Origin of the sequence: Dietzia psychralcaliphila (genome assembly GCF_003096095.1) — a bacterium.
GTDB lineage: Bacteria > Actinomycetota > Actinomycetes > Mycobacteriales > Mycobacteriaceae > Dietzia > Dietzia psychralcaliphila.
This window is the reverse complement of sequence record NZ_CP015453.1, coordinates 3,807,550-3,821,534: the sequence shown is the minus strand read 5'-3', so window position 1 is coordinate 3,821,534 and position 13,985 is coordinate 3,807,550. Positions and strand designations below refer to the sequence as shown.

Here is a 13,985-nt window from a genome sequence, read left to right as displayed (position 1 = left end):
CCCGTGTTCAACCTCGGTCGATTCGCTTCCGTCGCGCCGCCCGTGCTTCGGCGAGTATGCCGAGCATTTCTTCGGGCTCGAGGTCCTCGACTAGGTCAGCTTGCGTGGCCGCGATCGCAGCGAGCTGACGGTCGCGGCGTTTGCGGCGATACTCGAGTACGTCATCGAGCAGCAGCATCCGCCGGTTGCTGGTTCGAGTGCACGGTATCTCACCTGCGTCGATCAACTTGACCAGTGTCGGACGACTCATTCCCAGCAGGTCGGCCGCCTGCTGGGTGGTGAGGCTCTGGGACTGCGGGGTCACGGTGATCGCCTTGCCGGCCCGCATCGCGGCGACGACCTGAGTGAGGATGGCGTTGATCTCGGCCGGTAGCGCGACAGAGTGAGAGCCGTTGACCAGGGCGAATGTCGGTGTATCGCCGGAGTGAAGCAGGTCGTCGATCTCCGCGACGCCGGCGTTCTCGCTGGGAGGGTAGGTCTTGGGCTCGAGCAGTGTGGTCATCGCTTCTCCTTGGATCTGCAAGAAGCGTAAGCCGGTTTCGAATCTTTCGCAAGGCTTGTCGTGTGGCCAGCTTTCAGCGGATCACTCGAAGAAGTCCTCGTCCACCTCGACGATGTGGACGGTCTGGTTGACCTGCACACCCACGCTGTAGCGGATCATCAGCGAGGCCAGCCGCGGGCCGTCGATGAGCACGACTCGCGTCGGGACGGAGTCGGCGTAGGCCCGGGCGCCGCTGCTGAAGCGCGCTGTGGTGATGAAGACGCCCTGGTTGGCTTGATTTCCGTGGAGGGCTCCGACGAAGGCCTGGATCGTGGGCCGGTGGATGGTCGCGTCGAGGGCGAAGCGCTTGGCCTGTACGTAGATGCGGCTTAACCCGAGGGCATCCTGGTCGACGATTCCGTCGATCCCGCCATCGTTGGAGAGTTGGGTGCGGCTGGCCGTTCCTTCGGCGCCGCCGTATCCCATTGCCATGATGAGGTCGAGGACCGCTTGTTCGAAGAAGACGGGCTCGTTCGCGTGGAGCCGATTGAGCAGGTCGGTCGCGACAGCAGAATGCAGGCGTTCGACTCCGAGCGACACCTGCTCCACCGGGTCCAACTCCGTTGGCTCGTCGGGAGGGTCGACCACCGGAGGGTTTGGAACTGGGCCATCAAGCGACGCGAGATCCTTCTCCTTGATTCCGTCCGGATGGTCAGCGCACAGCTTCCGTCCCGCATCCGTAATGCGGTAGTGCCCACGTACTGGCCGTTCAGCGGCACCGGCGCGGTAGAGGTACGACAGAGCCCAATTAGCACGGTTGCGGTACCGCTGCTGGCCGGAGGGGATTGTCTCCAGTCGCTTCTCTGCGCTGACGCCGAGCAGATCGGCAGCGGAAGTGCAGATGTCGCGGGCGCGGTGGACCTCACCGTCCAGGAGCACCGGCAGCGCGGGGGCCATGTACTGGTCCCAGGTGGGATCGACGGTCATAGTGTCTCCTCGATCTGGTCCAGCGCGAAGTGCTCGCCGAGCCGGTCCAGGGTGAACTCCTGCCGCAGCTTGCAGGCACTGTTCTGGTTGGCGAACATCCCCTTGACCCAGAGTGCATCGGACTGCGGAACGGCATTTGTCCACTTCACGGGGACGACGTACTCGTCGTCGTCGCTATCGTTGCCGTTCTCATTCACGCCCTCGGGCGAATGCCGGTACGGGGCGTTCAACTCCTGATCCCGCAGCCGCACCCACTGCCCGTCAACCTCGACCATTGCGTCATCGAACCGTGTCGCCTCCCGCAGCACGGTGCCGACGGCCACGTATCCGCGCTTGGGGATGTGGACGTTGACACGGGCGCCTACTGGCAGGTTATGGAGTGAGTCGGAGTACCAGCGCCCGCCGCCAGCGGAGACGAATCCGTACCGGCGGCCGTCCTCCCAGGATCTACTGCCCTCCTCGCCGAAGGAGACAAACCAGTCGATCCCGTTCCACTCCGCCTTCTTGCCCTTCGCGCCCCGGGGTCCCGACACCGATCGGTGCGCTCCCTCGTCGTCGCCGGCCAGCCACGATCGCGCTAGGTAGCGACGTCCTTCATCCTCGAGGTGGGTAAAGAAGACGACGTTGACCGGTACGCCGAACTCCCGGAGGTAGGTGACGATCCGCTCCGACGACGAATCGATGTCGGTCGCCACCACGACGAGATTGATCGATCCGTTGATCTCGTCGGGAGCGGAGACGCCGAAGACCTCTTCGAACGCGGTCTCGAACGCAGCGTCCAGCTGCGTATTGGCGAGTTCGATTACGGTCTCGCGGTCCAACGTCGAGACCCACGAGCCGTAGTCGAGGACCTGCGCCACCACGTCGCGGGGTGTCTTGTCCCGTTTGAGCTCTAGGACGTGCAGGTTGCCCTCGATGTCCATGGCCAAGAGGTCGATGTATTTCCCGTACGGCGTTCGAATCTGACGTCCGACGACGAGGAGGCGTTCACCCAGGAGCGTCGGGTCTTGCTCCAAGAACTCTTCCAACATGGACTCGGTGGGCAACTGGCTCGCACTGAGCCGTCGCGGAGCCCTGCCGTCGATCCGCCAGATCCCCATTTCGACGGGCATCAGAGTTCGCCTCGGAATGCGCGGGTTTGAAGAGATGCGAGCGTAGCGTTCACAGCGCTATCGCTGGTGGCCAGCAGCGCAGCGTGGCGCTCCACCTGCGAAACGACGTCGCGGTACTCACGCTGGACTGCGGCCGGCGGGAGCGCGATCGGTATACGCCGTAGCTCTTTAGCGTTGATGTTGGCCTGACCCACAATCGACTTGCACATCGACCGCAGCAGCACTTTTCCATATGCGCTATTCAGGTATCCGGATACGAAGTCGGGCTCGAACTCATCTACTAGCCGGAGCCTTATCAAGTACCCGGCGAAGGCAAAATGTTCGTCGTTCCGGACTGCCGCAGTTTTCCCGACAAGGTCAGGGCTGTTAGTTCGGTTGAATAGGATGTCGCCGCGTCTAGTCGTGAATTTCTCTCGATCGGCTTCGGATAAATTCATATACTTCAGATCGCTGGTGTCCAATCGGCCGTCAGTAGTGATGTTTCCCATTCGGAGAACGGGAGTCGTCCCATCTGGCCCAGATTTCTCAGAGGTGCCGTACTGAGTCGATTCCGTGATGTCGCCAATCGTGCCCATCGGCCACCGGTCTATCCAGGTGGCGGGGCTGCCAAAAAGGTCAATGAAAGACGCGGTTTGCAGTTCACGCGCTAGTTCGAATGAGCGTTTTCGCGAACTCCTAATACCTGCACTGCGATCAAGGGTCTTGGCAATACGTCGCTGCTCGTCAAGCGGAGGGACGGGAACGAGCAGCTTGCCGAGCGAGGATAGGGCAATGGATTTTCTGCGGTGGACGGCGCCTTGTCCAAGCTGCGGGTAAGTTTGAAGCGCGCGTGGGCTTTTTAGATAGCGCAACAAGTAGTGAGAGTCTATTTTCTCCTGTCTAACTTTGAAAATTGTGTACATGGGGCTTATGAGAGCTTGTTCGGGCGCTATTCCGATCGATCCTTCGTCGAGGTGAATAGTTGCATATGCGAACTCGCCGTGTTCAACGACTTTATATTTCGAAATGTCCCTGCTGAAAACCTGTTTTCTAAAGTACTCGAGACTGGGGACGAATCCCGCATGCTTCGTAACGGAATAGACGGGAGCCTCCACATTGGAACCTGCTCGCCGGCCTGAGGGGCTGATTAGTTCGCCGAGCGCCACCATCGGCCACCTGCTCACGACAACATCGCTTTCAACTCCGCGAGTCCCTGCTGGATCTCACCCTCGAGGTCTTCGAGCTCGGCGATGATATCCAGCGGGTCGCGGGTCTCGACCTCCTCGAAGATGAGCTCCTTGTAGCGGTTGATCGACAGGTCGTATCCCTCGGCCACGATTTCGGCCTTGGGCACCAGAAAGGACTGCTCGGTTCGGGCACGGGCGGCCTCGGCGTCGCGGTTCTGCCAGCGGGCGAGCACATCCGGCAGGTCATTGGCTTCGATAGGATTGCGCTTGTCGTCGAGGGAGAAGCCGTCAGCGCGGATGTCGTAGAACCAGACGTCATCGGTGCCGCCGGAGTCAGTCTTGGTGAAGAACAAGATGGCGGTGGACACCCCGGCGTACGGCTTGAACACGCCCGAGGGGAGTTTGACCACCGCGTCGAGCTTCTGCTCCTCGACCAGTCTCTTGCGAAGCGCCTTGTGGGCAGTGGTCGAGCCGAACAGGACACCGTCGGGGACGATTACTGCCGCGCGACCGCCCGGTTTGAGCAGCCGCAAGAACAGGGCCAGGAAGAGTAGCTCCGTCTTCTTGGTCTTGACGTCCTTGAGCAGCGCCTTGGACGTAGATTCGTAGTCCAGACTTCCCGCGAACGGCGGGTTGGCGAGGATGAGGGTGTAGCGCCCCTCGGTGTCCGCCGCCACTTCGGAAAGTGAGTCGCGATAGCGAATGTCCGGCGACTCGACGCCGTGCATGAGCATGTTCATGCTGCCGATGCGCAGCATGGTGGAGTCGAAGTCGTACCCGTGGAACATTGACGTCGCGAAGTGCTTTCGCTGGACAGCGTCAGTGAGAACGGTCGGATGGTGCTCGCGCATATGCTCGGCCGCGGACACCAGAAAGCCAGCAGTGCCGCAGGCGGGATCGCAGATCTCGTCGCGCGGCTCGGGGTCCGTCATGGACACCATTAGCTGGATGATGTGGCGCGGGGTCCTGAACTGGCCGTTCTGGCCGGCCGAGGCGAGTTTGCCGAGCATGTACTCGTAGAGATCGCCATTGGTATCGCGGTCGTGCATGGGCACGCCGTCGAGCATGTCGACGACTTTGCTCAGCAGCGCCGGGGTGGGCACGGTGAAGCGGGCATCCTTCATGTGATCGGCGTAAGTGGACTCCTCGCCTCCGAGTTGCCTCAAGAACGGGAACACCTCGTCGTCGACGATCCTGAACATCGCTCCCGGCTCCGCGTTCTTGAAGCGCGACCAGCGGAGCTGGTCCTGGCCCGGCTTGAACGTCGGGTCGGTGAGTGGCTCGCCCAGTCGCCGAGCCTTGTTCTCCTGCAGCGTCTGCAGATCGTCGAGTCGTCGGATGAAGAGCAGGTACGTGATCTGCTCGATCACCTCGAGTGGGTTGCTGATGCCGCCCGACCAGAAGGCGGTCCAGACTCCGTCGATCTTGCTCTTGAGTTCACCGGTGATCACGCGGGTCATGGTAGTCAGAGTGGCCTATGCCGATTCGGTGGACGTGCCCAAGCGCCGCCACGATTCCACTACGTCACACCTGGGCGCAGCTCGATCAAGTCCCACGTGGGCTGTTGAGGGATAGATTCGCCCCATGAGAGGACCTCAGTTCGCCAGAGTGCTAGCGACCTTGCAGCCGGGGCCGCCAATCACTACTGCGTACGAGCAGAGACATCGTCAAGGATCTTCGGACCCGAGGACCAGCTATCGCGACCAGCGTGAACACATGGTTCGGTGGATGTCCGAGATGGAAGGTCCCGGCGCGTACGGCAGGAAGTCCCGCGGTCGTGACGCGAAATCTGCATACAACAGCCTTCGATGCGCGCCAGCACTCATCTGGATGGCCGAGGCGCTCGGTGAGGACTCAGCAACGGTTGACCGGGCCGTTGCTGCGGCGGACGCAGCGGGGCCCAACTTCACGTCGCAGTGTGGGGCAATTCGGAAGGTTGTTCCTTGGGCGCGGATTGAGGAACTTGTCGCGCAGCAGCGGTCGAGCACTCGCTCGAGCATGGTAGGGGTGCTGAGGGGATGGCTCAGCACTTCACGGCTTCAGTAGCCTGTGCCCGTGGCACTCAAGAGCATCGGGACCCCGGACCTAACCGGCCAGACGTGGCTCATCACGGGGGCGACCAGCGGCGTCGGTCTGGAGACCGCCCGCTCCGCCTCGGACCGCGGAGCCCGGGTCGTCCTCGCGGTGCGCGACACCGCCCGGGGGCGAGAGGTCGCGGACGCGCTCCCGGGCCCGTCGCGGGTCGTCGAGCTGGACCTGGCCTCGCTCGAGAGTGTGCGACGCGCCGCCGACGAGCTGCGTGGCGGGGAGGCCGAGCCTATCGACGTACTGGTCAACAACGCCGGTGCCATCACGCCGCGACGCCGCGAGACCGCCGACGGAGTCGAGATGCTGCTCGGCGTCAACGTGCTCGGACCGTTCCTCTTCACGAACCTCGTTCTCTCGGGTGTGCGCCGCCGCGTGGTGATCGTCGGGTCCAACGCGCACAAGGCCGCGACCTTCGATTTCGACGACCCCCACTTCCGCCGACATCGGTGGACCCCCGCGGCGGCCTACGCCCAGTCCAAACTCGGCGACATGCTGTGGGGGCTCGCGCTGGACCAGCGGTTGCGGGACGGACGGGCCGAGGCCGCGGTGGCGGGGGTCGACGTGCAGCTCACGCACCCCGGGTGGGCGGCGACCGGGATTACCAACGCAAGCGGGAACGCCGTGGTCGACACGGTGATCACCCGCGTCTGCTCGGTGTTCGCCCAGCCTGCCTCGCAGGCGGCGCTCACCACGATGTTCGCCGCCACCCGGCCGCTACCGCCGTGCAGCTACACCGGGCCGGACGGGCTGCGGAACCTCAGGGGGATTCCCACGCTCATCGGAAGGACCGCCGAGGCCTCGGATCCGGAGATCGCCGAACGGCTATGGGGGTTCGCTGAGGCCGAGACGGCGGGAGCCTGACCGCGGACGACTGACCTCCGGACACCTCGCGCTCGTCGGCCCCCGGTACCGCGCGGGCATTCAGTCGACGTGGGGTTCCTGCGCGGACCCCGATCCCGCGGGCCGCGCGGCCGCGATGCCGGCAGCCCACCCGGGTGCCAAGCCGTGGTCCGGAGGGCACAACGCGGCCGCGTCGATCCCGGTCGTCTGGAGTAGCCAGGAGACCAGCGAGTTTGAATTCCACATCTCGCCGACGCCCACCGCGTCCCGCCCCCAGGTATGGCGCGGGATCGTCGCGACCCGGCCCACCACCGCGTCGGCCTCGGCCGCGGAAAGCGCGATCAGGGTGGGCGGTGCGGGCGCCCACGCGCGATCGGGGATCTCGCCCTCGGGCAGGCAGCGGACCTCGTAGCGGAACAGGCGGGACCGCCCTAGCCAGGGCAGGCCTACCGGACCGGTCGCCACGACCCCGCTTGATCCACTGAGCGGCCCCCAGGCCGGCGCCATCTCGATGACATGGCGGCCGTGGTCGGTGAAGACCTCCAGCGCGGCATGGAACAGCGGCCGGCTGGGGCGGTGTTCGCGACGCGCGCCATACGCCTCCCACCAGCGGCTGGTGTGAATCGCCACGTGGCCACCGGCTCCGACCGGCAACCACCACAGAGCCGCGCCTGTTTCTCTCACATCGCCCCCCTCACGCTGCCTCACTCACGCCGATTCCCTCATCGTGCGCGCGATCACCCAGGACACCGGGATATGCCCCGCGGCGAGCACCAGTGCGGCCACCGCGATCCAAGGACTGCCCAGCCAGCCCGCGGCGGAGAGAAACACCACCACTGGCAGGATCGCCATCGGGACCGGGATGCCCCGCCACCAGTACAGGGCGGCCACCCGTCGACCGGTCTTCAGATATCGGACCCACAACGCGTAGTAGAGCAGCAGGCCACCGGCCATCGGCACACTCCACGACCAGGTGAACGCCCCCGAGGCGGTCACCGCCGGCAGTGTCAGGCACAGCGCCTGTCCCGCTCGTTCGGCCCATCGCGCGGGCGCCGGCGCCACCGCTGTCGGAAAGGGTTCCCGCGGCGGGAAACACCACAGCAGTAGACCGGGGGCGAGCACGGCGAGGCTCACGCCCAGGCCCGCCAGGTGGAACTCCACGCCGAAATGTTAGCCGCGCCGGCCCCGAACCCACTGGTGACCGGCTCGCCGACCGTCGACCGCCTCCGCCAAAGTCGCTCAGGCCGAGACCTGGTGGGTCTGAGGAGTGGGCCATCCTCTCGTGACGGTCGACAACCCCGTCACCGGGCGTCGAAGAAGTCCACGATGAGCCGTGTGACCAGGTCGGGTTGTTCCACTTGCAGGAAGTGACCGGCGTCCCGCACGGACTCCGCCCTGCTTCCGGCCGGAAGGGTCGACGCCGCGAGCGCGGTCCACTCCGCGAGCGCACACCCGTCGTCGCTTCCGTGGAGGTAGAGCATCGGAACGGTGGTGGGGCACAGCACCGCTCGTTGGGCGGCGGCGTGTTCCGGGGGGACCGTCCATGGACGCGCAGCGTGGCGGTAGTAGCGGAGAACCTCGGTGCGCCGGGTCTCGATCGCACTCCACGCGGCGTCGAGGTGGGAGCCGGCCTCGTAGCCGGGAGACCACCGGCGCCACAGGTGGGGCACCAACCTGGGCAGTGACCTTTCCGCGAGTACGGGTAGCTGTTGGAATGCGAAGTACCAACTCAACCGCGCCTGCCTGACAAGTCTGGAGATGTAGGCGCGGGCCCCCCCGTCCCGAGAGGTGAACGCGGCTGCTGGTGGTACGGCCATGGTCACGACGCGCCGGTAGGGCTGGTCGACGAGCCCGGCCACGGCGTGCGCGGCGATCGCACCCCAGTCGTGACCGATGAGGACCGCTCGGTCGTCACCGCCGAGCAACGCGTGCAGTTCGATCGCATCATGGGCCAGGCTGCCGATGTGGTACGACCCGTCGGTGGGAACGCTAGAAGGCGCATAACCCCGGGTGAACGGGGCGACCACCCGGTAGCCCGCATCGACGAGACCCGGGGCTACCCCCCGCCACGAATGAGGCGAATCGGGGTACCCGTGTACCAGGACCGCGAGGGGAGCGCTGTCGGGACCCCAGGAGAGCGCGACAAAGTCGACGTGGCGTCCCGCGATCTGAATAGTCCTGTACTCGTCCATGGGTGCCCACCTCATGACCCTCCGGACCTGCGGGTGCGGGTCCTGTCGTATCCGACCTCATCGGTCCGTCGTGCGCCGTAGCGGTCGAGGCCGAGTCCGACCAGCATGGTTCGAACGAGGTCTACCGGTCCGATCAGGGTAGTCGCCCGTCAATGCCGGTACCGCAGTCCCCGGGAGCCGTCGTTGGGCTGGGCGTCGGAGCGCTCGCGCCGATCACAGGCGCAGACGGCGGAGAGTCCGCACCGAGCTCTCAGGTGAGATCGTCGTACTCGCCGTCGACCCACCTGGCGTACCGCTCGGCCGACCGGTGGACGGCTGCGCCGGCGTCGTGCGGGACGCAGCCGCCGAAGTTCGCGTAGATCCGGTCCACCTCGTACCGCGCGACGTGGTCGGCGATGCGCCGGACCACCGCCCCGGACAGGGGCATCCAGTTGGGGAACGAGCGCATGAACGTGACCCAGCGCGGATCGGCGACGGTGCCGATGGTGTCGCCCGTGAACAGCACACCCCGGCCGTCGCGCGCGGTCCAGTGCACCACCGCGCTGCCGGGGAAGTGGCCGCCGGGCTGCGAGGCACGGACCCCGGGCACGATCTCGATCTCCTCGCCCTGGTGACCGCCGCCCCAGACCACGGTGTTGCGGGGCCGCAGACCGAGCCAGTGCTCGTCCGGTGCGGAGACGTAGACCGGGGCGTCGTCGAACGCGGCGGACCACAGCGACTGGACCCCGTACATGTGCGGGTGGGAGGCGATGAGGGCGGAGATTCCACCCCACCCGCGCACCGCCGCGACGGCCTCCTCGCTGATGTGGTTGGGCGCCTCGACCAAGACGTTCCCGTGGTCGGTGCGGATGAGCGCCGGCTTCTGCCCGATCCCGGGACACTCCCGGTGGACCAGATTGATCACGTCCGCCTCGCGTTCGAGGAACTCGATGCGCGCGCCGTGCGCCGCCGACGCCTCCGGGTGGGTCCACCGCTGGCCGCCCGCGGGGACATACTGGCGGTCATCGGCGCAGATCGGGCACACCTCGGGCAACGGCTCGGCACGCTCGACCCCGCAGGTGGCGCACTGGGTGACCGACCCCGGGGCGGCGGAGGTCACGGCATGTCCCCCTCTGTGGCCACCGGATGCCACCCGTCTCCCACCCTGACCTCGAGGTCGCCGTCGACCGGCCGGGCGTCGGGCTGGAGCGCGACGGCGTGCTCGAGCGCCTCCTGGGCGTTGTCGAACTCGCCTAGATCGATGGTGCGGTCCGGGGTGCGGAGGCGGAATGTCGACATACCTGCCAGTGTCCCCGTCCGGTTCCGCGGTCGCATCCGTCGTGACCCCCGTCAACCCACCCCGCCCCGTCAACCCGCCCCGCCCTGCCAATCCACCCCGACACCATGGCTGACCGGAAGCCCTTCCCGGGCGCCGGAGACAGGAGCACAATGTGCACCAGCATCGCCGCTCGAGGAGGACTCATCATGTCGTCGTCGTCCCCGGTCCCGCCCCGGGACCAGCCGCAGGGTCCGCCCCCCGGTTACCCGGACCTCGGTCCGGAGCCTGTCGAGGGTGTCCGTGTGTTCACGGTTCCCGCAGTACCCACTGCTGTCGTCCGGGCGACGGCCGTACCCATGGCCACGATCGAGGGGTTCTTCGACTCGGCGTTCGGAAAGGCGTTCCCCGCGCTGTTCGCCTCGGGAATAACGCCGGCTGCTCCCGCGATGGCGCTCTACACCCGGATAGCCGACGGTCCTGATGCGGAGGCGGACCTGGAGATCGGCTTCCCGCTGTCCACGCCGCTGCTCGAGCAGATCCAGGGGGAGCCGGAGGAGGTCGACGGGCTGCTCGTGGTGCCGTCCGAGCTGCCGGCCGGCGAGGTCGCCGTGACGAGCTACCTGGGTTCCTACGACGGACTGGGCGAGGCGTGGGGAAGATTCATGGAGGAGATCAGTTCTCTGGGGCGTGCTCCGGCGATACCGTTCTGGGAGTCGTACGTGACGGAACCCTCCCCGGACATCGATCCCGCCACCCTGCGCACCGACCTGTTCTGTCCGGTGCGGAGCCCCGACGACGCGGCCTGATCGACGCGGCCTGACCGGCGCAGCCTGACCGGCGCGGCCTGACCGGCGCAGCCTGACCGGCGCGGCGGACCACCTCGGCTCGCACCGAGGTCGCCGAACTCTTCAGCCTCCGGACAGGCAGCTCGCCCGAGGTCGGTGGGGCCCCACCGTAAGGGGTGCACCGGGAGCGGCTCCACAGTTCGCCATCGACGTGGTGGTTCGGGTGACCGCGGCCGTTCATGCGTGAACCCTCGACGGGACATCTCGCGCGAGCAGAAGCGCCACGGAGCCCAGCAGCGTTCCAGTTATCCGCCGCTGCCATGTGGCCCAGCCGGGGCGTCGTGCCAAGGCTGTAGCGATCATTCCGGCCGCCAGGACGATGGTGGCGTTGACGATCAGACTCACCGCGATCTGAACCGACCCCAGTGTGAGTCCCTGTGCCACCTGGTGGCCGCGTTGCGGATCGATGAACTGTGGGATCAGAGTCAAGTACATGATCGCGGTCTTGGGGTTGAGCAGGTTCGTGAGCAATCCCATCCGGAACAGGCGGACGTCGCTGTCGCGCGGCAGGGACTGCACCTCGAAGACGCCATGTCCACCAGGGCGCAGCGCCTGCCATGCCAAGTACGCGAGGTAGACCACGCCTCCGGTCTTGAGGCCGATGAACAACCACGGCACGGCGATGAACACGACTGCGAGCCCGAGGTTGGCCACGAGCATGTAGATGCCGAACCCCACGCCGGTCCCGGCCAACGACACCAGGCCGGCGCGCCGCCCCTGGCTGATGCTGCGCGAGGTCAGGTACACCATGTTCGGCCCCGGGGTGAGGACCATCGCCAGCGACGCCAGAGCCATCGCACCGGCAGCGCCCAGGGAGACGGGCCACAACGTATCGACGAGTGTCATGACTTCGATCCTGATGTAATGACCTTATGCATCTCAACCCCTACGGCGAGTACGCCGTCCTGCTCGCGGCATCACTGGCCAACAACTGGCCCGACGAGCGCGACGGCGTGGTCGCCCGCACTCGAGAGTTCGGGATGACCATGCCCTTCCCTGAGAAGCCAGGCGATCACGAGCGGTGCCGCGAAGCCATCGATGCATGGCTTCAGGTGGTCGATGCGCCCACGCCCGACGCGCGTGCGGCAGTCCTCAACGCCCAGATGGCCGCGGCCTCGGCGTTTCCGCGCCTGACCGACCACGATGGGGAGGGCTGGCACCTGCACTACCGCGACGCCGACGATGACCTGCCCCGCGTCCTGCACGCTGTATTCAGCGTCGGGACCGCCTTGCACCTCACGACCCGCGGGATGACACGGGTTGGTCGATGCGCGGCAACCCCGTGCACGAATGCCATCGTGGACGTGTCTCGCAACGGCACTCAGCGGTACTGCTCCCCGCGTTGTGGCAGCAGGGACTCCGTTCGCCGCCACCGCGCCCGTCACCGCTGACAACCCGTGGGCCGGGCGGTGAGCCAGTTGGGCTGTGATTTGACCAGTCCGCGGGCGGCGGGCGGTGAGCCAGCCGGGCGGTGAGCCGGCTGGGCCGCGGGCGGCCCGGGAGGGGCGTGGGCGCTGGGCTACTCCATGTCCTCGAGCGAACGACCGGTGGTCTCGGGGACGAACTTCGCCACGAACAGCAACGACAGCACGGCCGACACGGCGTAGAAGCCGTAGGTGAACGTCAGACTGAACTCGGCCATCGGCGGGAAAGCGGTGGAGATGGCGAAGTTCGCCAGCCACTGGGCGGCCGCGGCCAGGCCGAGAGCCGCCGTGCGGATGCGGTTGTTGAACATCTCGCCCAGCAGGACCCACACGGCTGGGCCCCACGACATGCCGAAGAACACGACGAACCCGTTGGCCGCGATCAGCGCGACCAGACCCTGGGTGTCGCCGAGCTGGGGAGAGAGTTCGCCATCGACACCGGCCCCCATGGTGGCGGTGCTGAACATCAGGGACATCACGGCGAGCGAGACGGTCATGCCCACCGATCCGGTGATGAGCAGCCTGCGGCGGCCGATCTTGTCGATGAGCGCGATGGCCACGATCGTCACCACGATGTTGGTGACCGAGGTGATGACGGTCTGGGTGAGCGCGTCCTCCTCGGTAAAGCCGACGGACTGCCAGAGGGAAGTGGAGTAGTAGAAGATCACGTTGATGCCCACGGCCTGCTGGAAGACCGACAGCACGATGCCGATCCACACGATCGGCAAGAGGTTCCTGCCGCTCGGGGCGAGCATGTCCTGCCACGACCGCTTTCTGTCCTCGCGGACGGTCGCCCGGATCTCCTTGATCCGGTTGTCGACGCCGCTGGACTGGATGGTGCGCAGGACGTCCCTCGCCTCGCCTACCAACCCCTTGGCCAGCAGATATCGAGGGGACTCCGGGATCATGAGCGCCAGCACGCCATAGGTGATGGCGGGGACCACCTCGGTGAGGAACATCCAGCGCCAGGCCTGGATGCCCAGCCACAGCTCCTCGATCGCGCCACCGGCCACGGCCGCCAGCCAGGCGTCGGAGAGCAGGGCCACGAAGATGCCGGAGACGATCGCGAGCTGCTGGAGCGAACCGAGACGGCCGCGGATCGAGGGAGGCGCGACTTCCGCGATGTACGCCGGTGCGATGACGGACGCCGCTCCGACGCCCAGGCCGCCGATCACGCGCCACAGGATCAGGTCCCAGGGGCCGAAGGCGAACCCGGACCCGACCGCGCTGAGGGTGAACAGCGCCGACGCCAGGACCATGACGCGGGTGCGCCCCCAACGGTCTGCGAGACGACCGGCGAGGTAGGCGCCGGCGATGCAACCGAGCAGAGCCGAGGAGACGACGAACCCGGTGAGGCCGGCGCTCATCCCGAAGCTCTCCTGGACGGCGTCCACGGCGCCGTTGATGACCGCGGTGTCGAAGCCGAACAGGAACCCGCCGAGCGCCGCCACCAGGGAGATGATCACCACCCGGCCGGTGTGGAACGACTCCTCCTCGTCTGAGCCCCTGGCCGAGACGTTCTTTGTGGACATGGCGTACCCCGCTCCCGGGCCGGTCGGACGTCCTATCACTGGTGAAGGGAGCGTAGGCCC

General features: G+C 66.4%; 15 protein-coding genes. 3 read left to right on the top strand and 12 right to left on the bottom strand.

Annotation, left to right across the window (positions count from 1 at the left end; genetic code table 11):
• Positions 1 to 7: 7 nt before the first annotated feature.
• The 5 genes from A6048_RS17730 to A6048_RS17710 form a co-directional block, all read right to left on the bottom strand.
• The gene (locus A6048_RS17730; protein WP_107747125.1) at positions 8 to 502 is read right to left on the bottom strand and encodes a helix-turn-helix domain-containing protein; all 495 of its coding nucleotides are present in this window, start codon (positions 500 to 502) and stop codon (positions 8 to 10) included.
• Between the two features lie 81 nt (positions 503 to 583).
• Positions 584 to 1,468, bottom strand: a complete 885-nt coding sequence (locus tag A6048_RS17725) for a restriction endonuclease (protein WP_107747124.1) — start codon at positions 1,466 to 1,468, stop codon at positions 584 to 586.
• Entirely contained in the window at positions 1,465 to 2,580 is a 1,116-nt protein-coding gene (locus A6048_RS17720) for an endonuclease NucS domain-containing protein (RefSeq protein ID WP_107747123.1), read from the bottom strand. The genes A6048_RS17725 and A6048_RS17720 overlap by 4 nt, the downstream gene beginning before the upstream one ends.
• Complete coding sequence (locus A6048_RS17715) at positions 2,580 to 3,674, bottom strand: restriction endonuclease subunit S (protein ID WP_159110198.1); 1,095 nt, start codon at positions 3,672 to 3,674, stop codon at positions 2,580 to 2,582. The genes A6048_RS17720 and A6048_RS17715 overlap by 1 nt, the downstream gene beginning before the upstream one ends.
• Before the next feature lie 65 nt (positions 3,675 to 3,739).
• A complete protein-coding gene (locus tag A6048_RS17710; RefSeq protein WP_107747275.1) occupies positions 3,740 to 5,197 on the bottom strand; it encodes a type I restriction-modification system subunit M in 1,458 nt (485 codons plus the stop codon).
• 604 nt (positions 5,198 to 5,801) lie between these two features.
• On the opposite strand from A6048_RS17710, the gene A6048_RS17705 reads away from it, so the two are divergent.
• The gene (locus A6048_RS17705; protein ID WP_107747274.1) at positions 5,802 to 6,695 is read left to right on the top strand and encodes an SDR family NAD(P)-dependent oxidoreductase; all 894 of its coding nucleotides are present in this window, start codon (positions 5,802 to 5,804) and stop codon (positions 6,693 to 6,695) included.
• 60 nt (positions 6,696 to 6,755) lie between these two features.
• Here A6048_RS17705 and A6048_RS17700 read toward each other — a convergent pair whose 3' ends face one another.
• The 5 genes from A6048_RS17700 to A6048_RS17680 all read right to left on the bottom strand — a co-directional run bounded on the left by A6048_RS17700 (position 6,756) and on the right by A6048_RS17680 (position 10,144).
• Positions 6,756 to 7,304 carry a hypothetical protein gene (locus A6048_RS17700; protein ID WP_107747121.1) on the bottom strand — a complete coding sequence of 183 codons (549 nt, stop codon included), beginning with the start codon at positions 7,302 to 7,304 and terminating at the stop codon, positions 6,756 to 6,758.
• 78 nt (positions 7,305 to 7,382) lie between these two features.
• Positions 7,383 to 7,835 (bottom strand): hypothetical protein, encoded by a 453-nt coding sequence (locus tag A6048_RS17695; RefSeq protein ID WP_107747120.1) that lies wholly within the window; start codon positions 7,833 to 7,835, stop codon positions 7,383 to 7,385.
• 140 nt (positions 7,836 to 7,975) lie between these two features.
• A complete protein-coding gene (locus tag A6048_RS17690) occupies positions 7,976 to 8,866 on the bottom strand; it encodes an alpha/beta fold hydrolase (protein WP_107747119.1) in 891 nt (296 codons plus the stop codon).
• 250 nt (positions 8,867 to 9,116) lie between these two features.
• Entirely contained in the window at positions 9,117 to 9,965 is an 849-nt protein-coding gene (locus tag A6048_RS17685; RefSeq protein ID WP_107747118.1) for an MBL fold metallo-hydrolase, read from the bottom strand.
• Positions 9,962 to 10,144, bottom strand: a complete 183-nt coding sequence (locus A6048_RS17680) for a hypothetical protein (protein ID WP_107747117.1) — start codon at positions 10,142 to 10,144, stop codon at positions 9,962 to 9,964. Before A6048_RS17680 ends, A6048_RS17685 begins: the two co-directional genes overlap by 4 nt.
• A 186-nt stretch (positions 10,145 to 10,330) precedes the next feature.
• Between A6048_RS17680 and A6048_RS17675 the strand changes: the two genes are divergently transcribed.
• A complete protein-coding gene (locus A6048_RS17675) occupies positions 10,331 to 10,930 on the top strand; it encodes a GyrI-like domain-containing protein (RefSeq protein ID WP_108835189.1) in 600 nt (199 codons plus the stop codon).
• Positions 10,931 to 11,146: 216 nt separating this feature from the next.
• On the opposite strand, the gene A6048_RS17670 is transcribed toward A6048_RS17675, so the two are convergent.
• Complete coding sequence (locus tag A6048_RS17670; protein ID WP_235027309.1) at positions 11,147 to 11,815, bottom strand: LysE family translocator; 669 nt, start codon at positions 11,813 to 11,815, stop codon at positions 11,147 to 11,149.
• A gap of 26 nt (positions 11,816 to 11,841) precedes the next feature.
• Between A6048_RS17670 and A6048_RS17665 the strand changes: the two genes are divergently transcribed.
• On the top strand, positions 11,842 to 12,360 hold the full coding sequence (locus A6048_RS17665; RefSeq protein ID WP_107747116.1) for a CGNR zinc finger domain-containing protein: 519 nt from the start codon (positions 11,842 to 11,844) through the stop codon (positions 12,358 to 12,360).
• A 128-nt stretch (positions 12,361 to 12,488) separates the two neighbouring features.
• On the opposite strand, the gene A6048_RS17660 is transcribed toward A6048_RS17665, so the two are convergent.
• Positions 12,489 to 13,925: a sugar porter family MFS transporter gene (locus tag A6048_RS17660; protein ID WP_108835184.1), complete on the bottom strand. Its 1,437-nt coding sequence runs from the start codon at positions 13,923 to 13,925 to the stop codon at positions 12,489 to 12,491.
• Positions 13,926 to 13,985 lie beyond the last annotated feature (60 nt).

Bases quoted from the DNA above. Each gene is read 5' to 3' on its own strand.
- A6048_RS17725 (WP_107747124.1), bottom strand. From the start codon at position 1,468: ATGACCGTCGATCCCACCTGGGACCAGTACATGGCCCCCGCGCTGCCG.
- A6048_RS17680 (WP_107747117.1), bottom strand. From the start codon at position 10,144: ATGTCGACATTCCGCCTCCGCACCCCGGACCGCACCATCGATCTAGGC.
- A6048_RS17660 (WP_108835184.1), bottom strand. From the start codon at position 13,925: ATGTCCACAAAGAACGTCTCGGCCAGGGGCTCAGACGAGGAGGAGTCG.
- A6048_RS17675 (WP_108835189.1), top strand. From the start codon at position 10,331: ATGTCGTCGTCGTCCCCGGTCCCGCCCCGGGACCAGCCGCAGGGTCCG.
- A6048_RS17730 (WP_107747125.1), bottom strand. From the start codon at position 502: ATGACCACACTGCTCGAGCCCAAGACCTACCCTCCCAGCGAGAACGCC.
- A6048_RS17665 (WP_107747116.1), top strand. From the start codon at position 11,842: ATGCATCTCAACCCCTACGGCGAGTACGCCGTCCTGCTCGCGGCATCA.
- A6048_RS17720 (WP_107747123.1), bottom strand. From the start codon at position 2,580: ATGCCCGTCGAAATGGGGATCTGGCGGATCGACGGCAGGGCTCCGCGA.
- A6048_RS17670 (WP_235027309.1), bottom strand. From the start codon at position 11,815: ATGACACTCGTCGATACGTTGTGGCCCGTCTCCCTGGGCGCTGCCGGT.
- A6048_RS17690 (WP_107747119.1), bottom strand. From the start codon at position 8,866: ATGGACGAGTACAGGACTATTCAGATCGCGGGACGCCACGTCGACTTT.